Annotated in this window: 12 protein-coding genes; 2 read left to right on the forward strand and 10 right to left on the reverse strand. The window is 68.5% G+C overall.

Annotation, left to right across the window (positions count from 1 at the left end; translation table 11 throughout):
* Window positions 1–128 precede the first annotated feature (128 nt).
* From IPK85_09125 to IPK85_09160, 8 genes are all read right to left on the reverse strand, one after another.
* Window positions 129–287, reverse strand: coding sequence for a DUF5615 family PIN-like protein (locus IPK85_09125; GenBank protein ID MBK8247541.1), 159 nt, complete (start codon window positions 285–287; stop codon window positions 129–131).
* A gap of 121 nt (window positions 288–408) precedes the next feature.
* The gene (locus IPK85_09130) at window positions 409–636 is read right to left on the reverse strand and encodes a DUF433 domain-containing protein (GenBank protein MBK8247542.1); all 228 of its coding nucleotides are present in this window, start codon (window positions 634–636) and stop codon (window positions 409–411) included.
* Between the two features lie 310 nt (window positions 637–946).
* The gene (locus tag IPK85_09135; GenBank protein MBK8247543.1) at window positions 947–1,408 is read right to left on the reverse strand and encodes a hypothetical protein; all 462 of its coding nucleotides are present in this window, start codon (window positions 1,406–1,408) and stop codon (window positions 947–949) included.
* A gap of 33 nt (window positions 1,409–1,441) precedes the next feature.
* A complete protein-coding gene (locus IPK85_09140) occupies window positions 1,442–1,717 on the reverse strand; it encodes a hypothetical protein (GenBank protein ID MBK8247544.1) in 276 nt (91 codons plus the stop codon).
* Window positions 1,718–2,620: 903 nt separating this feature from the next.
* Window positions 2,621–3,094 carry a hypothetical protein gene (locus IPK85_09145; protein MBK8247545.1) on the reverse strand — a complete coding sequence of 158 codons (474 nt, stop codon included), beginning with the start codon at window positions 3,092–3,094 and terminating at the stop codon, window positions 2,621–2,623.
* A 502-nt stretch (window positions 3,095–3,596) separates the two neighbouring features.
* Complete coding sequence (locus tag IPK85_09150; GenBank protein MBK8247546.1) at window positions 3,597–3,812, reverse strand: hypothetical protein; 216 nt, start codon at window positions 3,810–3,812, stop codon at window positions 3,597–3,599.
* Between the two features lie 999 nt (window positions 3,813–4,811).
* The gene (locus IPK85_09155) at window positions 4,812–5,822 is read right to left on the reverse strand and encodes an integron integrase (protein ID MBK8247547.1); all 1,011 of its coding nucleotides are present in this window, start codon (window positions 5,820–5,822) and stop codon (window positions 4,812–4,814) included.
* Between the two features lie 215 nt (window positions 5,823–6,037).
* The gene (locus tag IPK85_09160; protein ID MBK8247548.1) at window positions 6,038–6,748 is read right to left on the reverse strand and encodes a hypothetical protein; all 711 of its coding nucleotides are present in this window, start codon (window positions 6,746–6,748) and stop codon (window positions 6,038–6,040) included.
* 460 nt (window positions 6,749–7,208) lie between these two features.
* Between IPK85_09160 and IPK85_09165 the strand changes: the two genes are divergently transcribed.
* Together IPK85_09165 and IPK85_09170 are read left to right on the forward strand one after the other, a co-directional pair.
* The gene (locus tag IPK85_09165; protein MBK8247549.1) at window positions 7,209–7,595 is read left to right on the forward strand and encodes a hypothetical protein; all 387 of its coding nucleotides are present in this window, start codon (window positions 7,209–7,211) and stop codon (window positions 7,593–7,595) included.
* 351 nt (window positions 7,596–7,946) lie between these two features.
* The gene (locus tag IPK85_09170; GenBank protein ID MBK8247550.1) at window positions 7,947–8,669 is read left to right on the forward strand and encodes a response regulator transcription factor; all 723 of its coding nucleotides are present in this window, start codon (window positions 7,947–7,949) and stop codon (window positions 8,667–8,669) included.
* Here IPK85_09170 and IPK85_09175 read toward each other — a convergent pair.
* Window positions 8,638–9,765 carry a PepSY domain-containing protein gene (locus tag IPK85_09175; protein MBK8247551.1) on the reverse strand — a complete coding sequence of 376 codons (1,128 nt, stop codon included), beginning with the start codon at window positions 9,763–9,765 and terminating at the stop codon, window positions 8,638–8,640. The genes IPK85_09170 and IPK85_09175 overlap by 32 nt on opposite strands.
* Window positions 9,766–9,860: 95 nt before the next feature.
* Complete coding sequence (locus IPK85_09180) at window positions 9,861–12,536, reverse strand: serine/threonine protein kinase (GenBank protein MBK8247552.1); 2,676 nt, start codon at window positions 12,534–12,536, stop codon at window positions 9,861–9,863.
* Between the last annotated feature and the right edge of the window lie 15 nt (window positions 12,537–12,551).

The following is a 12,551-nucleotide window of genomic DNA, read 5'->3' on the forward strand; positions in this document are numbered from 1 at the left end:
ATCACCAAGCGGCGAAGCCGCGTCCTTGATGCGGCTGACCGCTCCTGCACGCTGTTAGGCATCGCCCGGCAGTCGTCCGAGGGGGAGAAACGCTGCGTCCGGGTGTGCCACGAACTCGCGAATCTGCGTCATACTGCCCGCAGCAGGGCCGCGACGGCTCCCGTCGACGCATTCCCCTGCCGGATCCAAATCACTTTGGGCGGAAACCCGCGCCAGACGCTGAACCGCTGAAAATCTTCGTCCTTGGTGATGATGACGAACCCGTGAGCGCCGGCGTACGTCCAGATGGCCTCGTCCGACGGCCGGGCACAAGCACGGACACGACGTCACGCGAGTCGGGAACTCCGGCGCGAGGTCGCGGACCAGACGTGCCGACAGATTCTCGTCGAAGAGGAGCCGAACGGCCACTTAGGCCGCGGGAACGGGCATGACCCGGCGCTCGCGCCCCGCTGCAAAGGCCAAGCACGCCAGGATGTCGTCGTGCGTGCGCTGAGGAAAGTCCCATGGGACGGCCGCCTCGCTCATCCCGCCGGCGAGATACCCGAGGACGTCCCCCACCGAAATGCGTGTGCCCCGGACGCACGGCTTCCCGAATCGGATCGCCGGGTCGATCGAGATGCGGCTCAGAAGTTCCATGCCTGCACGCTAGAGCCGCCCAGTCGGGCCGTCAAGCCAGCGCCGGCGGTAAGCGGCCCCGGAGAACGCGCCCGGGCCCTTTGCCCGCCTCGCTCGGGTCATGCCCGTGCCGCTGAACGCAGCCAGAAGGCGACGAGTCGGGGCATCCCTCGAAGCGATGCCTAACGTTACTGTTCAACTGCAGGCGCTCCTATAGAGCGAGCGTAGCGAGCATGCACCACGGCGACTGACTGTTGCAACAGTCTGTTAGCAGGCATCGCGAGCCTCTCGGAGCGCGGCCGACGGCGAGGGACGCTGGCGTCGGAGATGATCACGGTCCGCCACGCGCGTTCATGTCGCTCCGGGGCGCAGCATCGTCCAGCAAACGCCGACCCGCGGCGACCAAAGCGTCAAGCGCCGTCAGTGCCTCAGCTCCAGCCTCGAGGTCCCCACGGCGTTCTGTGAGTGTCCGCAGGAGGTTGTAGGCAATCGCGTCCTCACCCTGGCGGATTGCCGCCATTGCGCGTCCCTCCAGGTCCGATGCTTCGTGCACCCCGCGCGCTTGTCGCTCGCGCTTCGCCTCGGCCTCCAAGGTGAAGCGCTGGATGATCTGAGCGAAACGTTCCCGGGCACCCGGGTCTGACCGGACGGTCTCCAGCAGCGATGGGTCCCACCCGTCCGTCGTGCCTTCCGTCGCCACCACCGCGAGCTCGGCGTCGAGCACGGTCAGTATCCGCACAAACTCCGCCTGTAGGCGAGCGATCTCGGCTTGCCTCTCATCTGGGTGGGTCATAGAATGGGCAGGGGGCCGACCTGTCGCTCGGCACTAGCGCGCGATCAGGGCCAGGGCCACTGCAATCAGCACGCTCGCGGCGATGAGCAAGCCCCCGCGTGCGCGAGATGACGACACGAACTCGCACAGCGATTGTGCGCACAGCGCTCCGGTGAGGAAGACGAAGCCGGTCGAATGCTCGGGAGTGTCACCCCACTGCATGCGCGCCACGAGGGCCCACACGAAGAGGCCAGAGTTCAGCGCCAGCAGGAGTCGACTGCCGATCCGCTTCCAGCGCGACGGTGGCGACACCATCTTCGCTTCGCCCAAAGGGATCCTCCGAAGGGTGTTCAGTCCTGCTAACGTGTCACATTCACCTGCGGGCGCGCCATCCACCGGAGGGCGCCCCTAGGATATAGAAGGCGGTTGGCGCCCCTGTCCTTCCGCCGGAAGCTGGCCTTCCGCCCGCGGAGGCGCCAGCCGCCCGACCGAGGGGCGCGGGGGCGAGCACCGATTGGCCGGGCGCGCCCGCGGGTGCAATGTGTGGTTATACCGCCACGGGGCCGACGCCGCGCGTCGGTGGGGCGCCGTCGGTCCCGGCCCCGTGCACCCTCGACCGCGGTGGTGGCCCCCGTCGCTGGCCGGAGTCGCCGTAGTCCGCCACGCGCCGGGGACGCGGTGCAACCCGCCGCCCGGTGGGGGCGACGGTGGCCCCGGACACGGTTCCTATCAAACAGGTCGCGTTGGTCCACGCGCACCGTGCGTCCGGGAGGGCCGAGACGCCATCGTGGATAACGCGGCCGCCAAGACCACCATGAAGTCCCTCAGACAAGAGAGATGCAGCTGGTGAAGAACCGTGGAGTCTCTCAGTCGGTATAACGTCCCGCGCTCACATGCGGGCCATGTGAACAATTGCCGTCCCGCCCGGGCCGACACCTCATGATCCTACCGCGGCCCGGGCGGGACGGCTACCCCACCATGGCCCGCCTTGTGCAGCGCGTTGTTATGCGGCCATTGCGCCGCATTCAAGTCCTTGGAGCAGGGCCGTCACTGTCAGGGCTTGCACGACGCTGCAGTGTGATGTGCGCTTGGCCATCCCGTTGTCACGGCGCCACTCCCGATAGCCGGGCTGACTTACGCGCAACGACACGGGTCCGTCGCGCTCCATAGCGACCACCGCGTTGGGCTGATCCCGGGAAACACGACCGCGCTTCCGTCGGCTGCAACAGTTCGTTAAGCGGCACGCCGGGGCTGCAGCGCGACGAACTGAATCAGATCCGCCACTGTGTCGACGCGGTCGTACATCGGGTTCGCGTGGACATCTTCCCAGGTGAATGACCGGAATGTTCGCGTTGTCACCGTTGGCAGGACATCGAACTCAAGGTCCTCGCCGTCGATCCCGAGGTCCGCCCTCCATGGTCCCCCCGGCCGCAGCGGCATCTCCCAACCCGCCCGCTCGTAACCTCCCCGCAGGGCGTCCCAAACTGCGCGCACCACCCACGGGTCGAACGCTGGGTCCCGGCGGTCCAGCGCGCGAGCGAACGTCCCGATGTCCTCGCCGACGCGGAGCGTCCGCATTGCCTCGCGGCTCCGCCGCTCAGCAACCGCCGCGACCGCCAGGCCGACGACGAGTATGCCGGCCGCCCCGCGCGCCACGGGCGAGGCGAGGACAGCGGCCACGATGCCCGCGATGATCAGCGCGAGCACAACCCATCCGAGCGGCGTGGCACCTCGCTCCTGCCGCGGCGCTTGGGGCATCCACCTTGAGAATCTCGCCATGCTGCTCACCCTCCGGGTATTGACCGCATAACGTCTGTGTTCAGCAGCGAGGCAGTATCATAAGACAGCGGCGTAGCCGCCCACCACAGCGCCTCGCCTGTTGCAACACATTGTTATGCCGCGTCGAAGCGCGCAAGTACGTAGGGCACGCTGTCAGCCAGGGAAGAAGAGAGAGTCGCTGTTGTGCACGACGCGGTCAGGGCATCCCGCGCGAGCCTGCCGCCCTCCTGCCGGTTCCCGAGCCCGAGGTAGTAACGGCAAGTGCACCCAAGGACGGGCGGCGATTCGCGGGCCACGCGAGCGCAAGACGGTCATTTGGGGTCGCTTCGAGACGAGCCAGCGCTACTTCATAGGGCCCGCGTCGGGGGGAGTATGTTGCGCTGTCCGTCGCTTGGAGAAGCGCCCCGCCGTGCTCCCGCGAGCCTATCCGTTAGGGTGCGAAGAGTTCAAGCGCGCCACACGCGGTGCAGCGACGAGCACTGACCGGCCGTCCGATCCCACGCGACTGAGCCTGCCCAGCCGCCTTCGGCGTCGGCTCGCCGCCAAACCACTGCGACTGCACCGAGCCACCGCCGATATGGTCCAGGAGGAAGCCGGGCTCCAGGGAACCACCACAGCGAATGCAAGCGGCGATGGGATGCGTCACGATACGAAGGGCTGAAGGGTCGATTCTGCGGAGCGGCATAACGTCCGGGTTCTGCTGCGCCGCATCATACAAGAGCGGAGTGGGCCGGCGCCGTACCCGCCCCTACAATGAAAGGCGCCGGCCCACTCCGCCAGCCCACCGCGGCGACAGCAGCAATCCACTGTTATGCGGCGAGCATGCTCTGAGCCGGTCGCTCAGGCCCCCAGCGATGCGGCCTAAGGCAGCGTGACCCGGGTGCCGCTGAGCGGCTTCGGCGTCGCCGGCGCAAGGCCCAGGCACTCGGTCGCGTCGAAGACCTTGACGGTTTCTGGTCGCGGTCAGGGAATCCCCACCACCCTGATCGCCATCGTGAGCTCCAAGCGTCCCGCGTACTGACGCGTCGCCCGGTCGGCCGAGAGCTCCACCCACTTGCTCAACGTGGTCGCTGCGGACCGCCCAGATTCCTTGCCGTCGCGTCGCTCGTGCGGGGATTGCCGGCATCCGGATTCGCTTGATGGCCGGTGCCGTCGGCATTGAACACATACAGGTGGTGCGGAAACGGTGCATCCGGATCGTGCACCAGCCGCACTGACGAGCGGATGGACCGCGACCGCGTCCACTCGGGCGCGATCGCACCCGAAGGCGCTCAAGGCGAAGGCGGACAGAATGGGGAGTACGAAGAGCGTGCCCGGTGTGCGCATGGAGCGGCGATTGTCTGGTGCGAAATCAGCGGACGATCGGGGAACTGTATCCGTGCGTGCCACAGGACGACGGAGCTGCGGACCGCGGCGCTGCGACTAAGGTACGGTGAGTAACTGTCGGCGAGGCCGCATAACGTGAATTGGGTCACGACCGCGTATCCGCTTGCCGCGGCTCACCACCGCCTTCACACGCTGCGACATAACGCCGCAGGCTTTAGGGGGAAAGTGCGCGAAAGTCCCCTACCCATCAAGGTTTAGGCGTGTGGCACGAACGCCACAGCCAGCGCGCCGGGCCGTCGGGCGACGACGTAATGCGACGCTACGGCTCGGATGTTGGCTTGCAGGGGTCGCCAGAAGGGGGCCCTGGCAGCCGCAAACCGTCCAACGGACTCCGTACCCCAAGGCCCCGATCCAGTACGTGCAGGTACACCATCGTCGTGGACACATCCACGTGACCCAACAACTCCTGAACGGTTCGGATGTCGTACCCGGATCGCAACAGGTGCGTCGCAAACGAATGCCGAAAGGTGTGCGCCGTGACTCGCTTGTTCAGGCCGGCTCGCACACCGGCCGCCGTGATCGCGCGCTGGACGACACTGGGATGCAACGGATATCGCAACGGCCGGGCGTGCGCCGGGTCCCAGGTGTCGCGCGTCGCAGGAAAGACCCAGCTCCAGCGCCAGTCAAGCTGCGCGCCCGGCAACTTCCGCGAGAGCGCACCGGGCAACGGATGGTAGCCTCCACCCGCCTTCACGCGCTTCGCATGGCGCACTCGTTCGCGCTCGACATGGTCCGCGAGCAGCGGCACTACCTGCGCCGGCAGCATGCTGCGACGGTCCTTGTTACCCTTGCCAGCACGAACGACCACCGTGTGACGGGTCAGGTCCAGGTCCTTTACCCGCAGGTGCATCGCCTCGTTGAGGCGCAACCCCGCTCCGTACAACAACATCACGACGAGCCTCGGGGTCCCGGTCATCGCTGCGATCACCCGCTCGACCTCACTCGGCTCCAGCACGTTCGGCAGTCGATGGGGCAGCTTGGGACGCACCACCGCCGGCAGCGAGCCGAGGGGCTGGCCCAGCACGTCACGGTACAGAAAGAGCAAGGCCGCAATGGCCTGGTTCTGGGTTGTCGCTGCCACCTGCCGGCCCGCCGCGAGGTGTTCGATGAAGGCCTTCACCTCCGCCTCCCCACATTTCCGGGGATGCCGAAGGTCGCAGAACCGGACGAACCGCACGATCCAGCTCCGGTAGGTCTTTTCCGTCCGGCGACTGTAGTGCCGGGTCCGGATCGCGAGGTGCAGTTCATCGAGGAGTCTTGCCATCCCCATCGCTAACCGGATCGCAGACCGGTCGGCGTACCATCCCGTCCCCAAGCGCATCACCTGCACTGCAAACTGACGCCGTCAGTCGCTGGAGCGCCGTCGCGCCCAGGTGAGCGAGGTCGGTCCACGCGCTCGGTGGCCGACCGGACGATGGCGGCCAAGACGAACGGGCAGCGGGGATCCTCTCCCGCTGCCCGTTCGACCCGCTGGTCACCGCGACACTACGCCGCCCGCAACTCCTCCGCCGGCCCTGACGGCGCCGGGGTCACCGACTCCTGCTCGGCGACCTCTCCACCGCCGGTCCGCCCTCCAATCCGCACCAGCGACCGCCATTCCGCCGACATCGCCGGGTCCGACTCCAGGGACGGATCCACCAGTGCATCAATCAACCGCAACAGGCGGTGTCCGGCCGTCGCCGTCGCGAGGGCACCCTGCGACTTCGCCACACGCTGACCCTGGTCGGCCGAGCGCGTGTGGACGGCGGCCAGGAGCTCTGTCGATGCGGCGCGCAACTTCGCCGCTGCATCCGACGACAAGCCCGCTGAGACAAACTGCGCCTGGTGACGGTCCACCAGGTCCGCAAACGCGTTACCGGTGCTGGCCAACTGCTCGAAGTTCCCGGTCCTCGGCATCGTCAGCACGCGCAGCGCCTCCAGCTCGGCTCCCGTCATCCGTCGCCCGGCACGGACCACAGGTCGAATGAAGACGCGGCGGAGGCGCCGAGCGAGTTGCCTCGCCGCGAGCGTACCAGAACGCGATGCCTGCATCAGCATCCGGGTCTGGTCACCGAAGGACGCCAACTGCGTGATCAAGGCATCGAGTTCCTTGCGTTGCACCTCCAGGTCACCGACGAGGCTGGTCACCTGCGTGCGGGCGAGGAAGTCACGGGTGCGCGTCAACACCCGCAGGGTGTGTGCATGGTTCTTTCTCATACAATGGATCTCCAGTGAAGGCGCGCTTCCGATGGAAGCGCAAGGTGAATGCAGTGAAGGGGAAGGGGATACCGCGCGCGGTGACCGGGGAAACGCCACGCCGGTCGATGGCACCACCGATCGGAGGCGCGCGCGCACGATGCGTCCGCGCGCGACGAGCGGACGAGGGCCGCGCGTCACGCGGCGCCCGGTGGGATTGTCGCGCGAGGGTCGCGCCAACACCGGACGTGCGCGGCACACGACGCGACGGACCGGGCGCGAGACGCGTCGGCCCGCGGTGCACAGGCAACTGACGCGCAAGCAAGGCGAACGGCGCGGCGACGACGCCAGACATGGTCACGACCGCGCGGTGCACGCCCCGAGCAAGTGCGCGCAGCCGCCAGGCCATCCCGCGACGCGTACCGTGCAGAAGGCGCGAGGCTCGCTGGAGAAGGTGTGCTGGTCCGGAAGGAGCGACGCGGTGACGCGTGCGACCGTCGCGCCCCCCGTCGAGGACCATCGATCCATCGGCAACGTCGCGGCGCCGTCGCGCGCGTGCATTGGAGTCCTGCGCGCGGCGGTCGCGTCGGCGGCCGCCTCCGCTCCAGCTCGGGGCAACACGGCGAAGCTCGCCGAACGCAGTGTCCTCGTCGTGCGCGCACCCGGATCGGTGGCAGAAGCGTCCGATGGCGACTGCGACAACCCTGTGCCCCTCGCGCGTCACTCGGGTTGCGTCACCGGCGCACAGGCATGCGACCCGGGACAAACCGCCGGAGCCCTCAGCGACTCCGCCGGCCCGGCGTGCGACCCCGCTCGAGTGACGCGTCAGATGGTAGGGCTCGTCGACGCGTCCGTCATCGCGACGTGAGGGTCCATTGAGGTCGCCGGCGACCGCGCTCGATCGCCGGAAATCTCCGCCCTGGTCGCCGACCAGTCTGCCGTGCTCCCGCGCAAGGATGTCGGACTCCGCGTCGCGCATGTTGTTCTCCCTGTTGAGTGCCCCTATAGAGAGAACGTTTTAAGAAACAGGAGGGAAATTTCTGCGCGACGTAACACGCTGTGCCGCAAGAGCTTGGCTCGTTTGTGGCGCGCACAGGCGGATCGCATTCCTCGCGTCGGCGACGGTCCTCGGCGGACGACCACAACGCCAGAAACCGGGACGACACTCGTCGCGTACGGCGCCGGGCACCCATCCCTCCCCCCTGCGCCCAGGAGGCCCGTGACCACCGTCCTTGTTGCGTATCCCGACGCCGACGTGGTCCGTGCGGTTGCCCGCGCCACCGTGGCCTGGCGCTACCGCACGCTCTCGACCACCGATCCCTCGATGGTGCGAACAATGGCGGTGTCTGCCGCGCCCGACCTGGTGATCATGGGGTGTGAGCTGCCGGGGGAGACGGCGGCCACGATCTGCGAGCTCAAGGAGTACGTGCGCACGCGCGTGGTCGCGCTGGCTCCGGCTGCCTTCGACTACGAGAAGCTTGTCGCCGCGGGTGCTGACCGGGTCGTGTCACCCTGGGCGCGTCGGATGGAACTGCGCCGCGCGGTGCGTTGGGCCCTGCACATGGCCGTCCTGGAGCGCCGGTTTCACGCGACCCCCACGATCCGGCTCGGCCCAGTGACCTTCATGGGCATCTGTGGGGTGATGTTCATGGAGGGCCGCGGGGGCTGCTGCCTCACGCGGATCGAGGCGGCGCTCTTTCGGCTCCTGGCGGCGCGACCGGGTGAGGTCGTCCCGCACCACGAACTCATCAAGGCGGCGTGGCCGAAGGTGCCGTGCCGGCTCGTGCCCAGGACGCGCATGCAGGTCCACATCCACAACCTGCGTCGCAAGCTGGAGGCGTGGGGCCCGACGGCGCCACGTATTGAGCTGTCTTGCTGGAACGGCTACCGCCTCGTGCCGCACGGGGAGGTCACGGTGATTCGGCACCTGAAGGCGGCGTAGCCGGCGCGGCGCTTCCCGAGGGCGATCGGGGCGCCTTGCGACGCGGCTTCCACCAGATCAACGGCCCGGTCAGGCTGGTGAACGCCAGGAGCAGGCAGCTGACCACGCCAAGGATCAGCGACCACTGCGGCGCAAAGGCGGCGACGTGCCAATCCTCGGTGAGCATCTGGACCCGCGTCCCCATCGGCCGTCGGTTCTGGTCGATCACGCCACGCACCCGCGCGTCGTTGCCGTCGACAAACACGATGTTGCGCGCCCGATAGCCGTATTCGCCCGGCGCCTGCTTCTGCACCCGATAGGTGCCGTGCGGGTCGGCGGGGATGACGATCTCGCGCATCGGCCCCGGGACGGCAGCGTCGGCTGCGCGCGCGATGGCGTCGAGGCTCGCAGGTTCACCCGACCGCGGCGAGCCGGGCAACAACTGCGGATTCGGGGCGTCGCCGAAGGTGCGCCGATACAAGGGATCCAACACGTCGCCGGACGCCATCATGAGGGCGGTCCCGCCGAAGAGCAGGATCCCCACGAGTCCGAGGAGTCCCGTGACGTTGTGCAGGTCGTAGTTGATCCGTCGCCAGGACGTCCGCGCACGGAACCGCACGATCTTGCGGGGCCACCAGAGGATCACGCCACCCAACGCGAGCAGGATGCCGGCGCCGGTACACACCAGGGCGATGAAACGCCCCACCCGCTTGAGGAAGAAGGTCTGGTGGAAGTTCCGCAGCTGGTTGACCACCGACTCGCCCATCCCGCGTTCCCCCAGCACGGTGCCGCGGTAGGGATCGATGAAGACGTGGCGAAACCGATATTGCACGCGTGCCGCTTCGTCCGGCCGTTGCGGGAGCAGGAGCCAGCCCGCCTTCACGGGACGCGGCGCTGCGCGATCGGCGATGGCGACGAGCGAATCCAGGGGAAGCCGCGTGGTGCCGAGCCGGACGACGTGCAGTCGCGGGACGAGCAGCCGATCGACCGGGCGTTCATACACGAGGATCGCCCCGCTTGCTCCCATCGCGGCAAGGAAGAGCGCCGCGGGAATCCCCATCCAACGATGGGTGAAGAGGAGGAATTGGCGGATCGGGTGGCGATAGGAGCGGGCCATGCACGGACAAGGTACGAAGTTCGACAGCACGCGCGACCGTGCAAGGGAGGGCACCCAGCGCGATGATGAAATCGAGCGCCCTGCGTGCGACCGCGTCAGTTCGTGCCGCCGCTCAGCGATTCCTCAATGAACGCCGGCAGGCTGTCGACCCCTCCACGCGCATACGCCGCCCGCGCATCCGCGGCGACCTGGTTCGCCCGCGCCGGGTCACCCGCGCGGCGCCAGGCCCGGGACAGGTTCGCGAGGATCTGCGCGCGCTGGCGCTGGCTGGTGACCTGGTCCGACTCCGGCACGGCGGCAAGCGCGGCTTCCTGAAGACGCACCGCGTCCCGCGCACGTCCCTGGCCGAGGGCGAGCATCCCGCGCACTTGCATGAAGCGCGCGCGGACGGCAGGGGCGACGGCGGCGGTATCGGACGCGAGCGCGTCGAGGAGCCGCGCGGCGGCGTCCAGCTGTCGGGCCTGTACCAGGGCCTGCGCCTGCGCCACACGAAACCCCGTCAGTCGCGGGTTTCCACCTCCCCACTCACGGGTGAGCGCGGGGATGGCGCGATCATACACGGGCAACGCGGTGCGTCCCCGTTCCCACTGCACGTAGGTGTTGGCTAAGTTCAGCTGCAGGATCCATGCACTGACGCTGATGCTGTCGCCGTTGGCGCGGAGGATGCGCGCGGCCTCCTCGTATTCGGCCAATGCGGCGCCGTGTCGCAGCAGTTCCAGCTCGTAATTGCCGAGGCTGCCCCGGATGAAGGCGCGGGTATAGCCGTCGGCTCCCATGGAGATATGCGCGGCACTGTCCGCGGATCGCAGGACCCGTATGGCCTCGCGCGTCCGCCCCAGCCGCGCGAAAGCGCGTCCGAGCACCATCTGACCCTCGATGACGCGTGGATGTGACGCGAGCCCCCCGTAGTAGGCCTGCGTCACCTGCACCGCGCGCTCGGCGGCGGCCAGCGACGCCGCGTGGTCGCGGCCCACGCTTTCGAGTGTCACGGCAAGCATCTGGGCCGCGGCGACGCGATGTTCGTTGCTGTCCGGCAGGAACGCAGCGAGCGAGTCTGCCGCCTGCGCGGAGATCAGGGCGGCACCAGCCTGTCCCCGGTCAATGGCCAGGTGGACCGAGTCGATCAGCGCTCGTACCAGCAGGGAAGTATTGGGGGTCGGACTTGCCCGCAACGCGCGCAGCACCTGCGTCATGAGCGAGTCCATGCCGTCCAGGTCACCCCGATACCGGTACAAGCCCCCAAGGTTGATCTGCGACTCGATGGTGCGCAGGTCGGTCGGGCCGTACCGCGCCTGCTGGCGGCGTGACACCGTGAACAGGATCGGCTCTGCGGCCGCGTAGGCCTGGAGGCTCGCGAGGCTCCCGCCGATGAGTGCCGACAGTTCCAGCTGCAGGTCCTCGCGCCCGCGCAACGTGCTGTCCACGCGCGACGCGGCCTGGGTCAGCAGGTCAATGGCCGTCAACGCGGTGCCGTCTCCATTGTACGGGTCGGCGTCGCGAAAGATGCCCGTGACGAAGCGCGTGATCTCCTCGGCACGTTCCTGTTCTGCACGCGCACGCCGGGCCTGGAGCAGGGCCACGGTGGCACCCGCGAGCACCGTCACGGCCATGGCGGTCGCGGCGGTCACCCCCAACACGTTGCGCCGGACGAACCGGGACGCACGGTACCCCAACGAGTCAGGGCGTGCCCGAACCGGACGACGCTCGAGCCACGCCGCCAGGTCATCCGCCAGCGCCGTCGCCGTGGCGTACCGTTCCCCCGGGTCCTTGCGCAGGGCCTTCAGCAGGATCGTGTCGAGATCCCCTTGCAGCAGACGGCGCTGCGCGGGCGCGCTGACGCAGGCGCTGGGACGGAGCGGTTCCCCCGTCACGATGGCGTCCTCGAGCGCCCCGCGGGACTCCCGCGCCAGCCGGTACGGGCGCTCGCCCGTCAGCAGCTCAAAGAGCACCACACCCAGCGCGTAGACATCGGTCGCGGTCGTCACCGGGCCGGCCGTTAGCTGCTCCGGCGATGCATATCGCGGCGTCAACAGCTGGCGTCCATCCTGCGTGAGTGCCGCCCCCCCGTCGGGTGCGCCATCCTCGATCAGCTTGGCGACCCCGAAGTCGAGCAGCTTCACGCTTCCCGCGCGGTCCACGAGGATGTTGGATGGCTTCAGGTCGCGATGCACCACCAGGTTGGCGTGCGCGTGGGCGACGGCCGACAGCACATCGAGGAAGAGCGCGACGCGACGGCGCAGGTCGAGCTGTTGTTCCCGGCACCACACGTCCAGGTGCACGCCATCGATGTACTCCAGCACCAGGTACGGCTGCCCCTCGGCTGTGACGCCTGCATCGAGCAGTTGGGCAATATGGGGGTGGCGCAGCCGCGCGAGGATCTCGCCTTCGCGACGAAAGCGGCCGTCGCCCGCCTTGTCCAACAGGGAGGGGGAGAGGAGCTTGACCGCCGCGGTCCCCTGATACCGGCCGTCGCGTCGATGCGCGCGCCACACACTGCCCATGCCGCCGCGTCCGATCAGCGACTCCAACTCGTAGGGACCACAGACGAGCCCCGCCGCGCCCCCGGACGGCGAGGACCTCACGTCGGGGGCCCGCATGAACCCGTCGCGTGATGCCTCATCGCTGGAGGCGAGAAACTCCGCCACCTGTTCCGCCAGCGCCGCGTCGACGGCCGCCAATTGGGCCAACCAGCCGGCCCGCGCCTCAACCGGAAGGGCAAGCGCCTCGTCGACCAGCGCCGACAGGCGGGTCCAATGCTCCGGCGTGGTCATCGGGCGAACGCCGTC

It is taken from the genome of Gemmatimonadota bacterium (genome assembly GCA_016712265.1).
Classification (GTDB): Bacteria; Gemmatimonadota; Gemmatimonadetes; order Gemmatimonadales; family Gemmatimonadaceae; genus RBC101.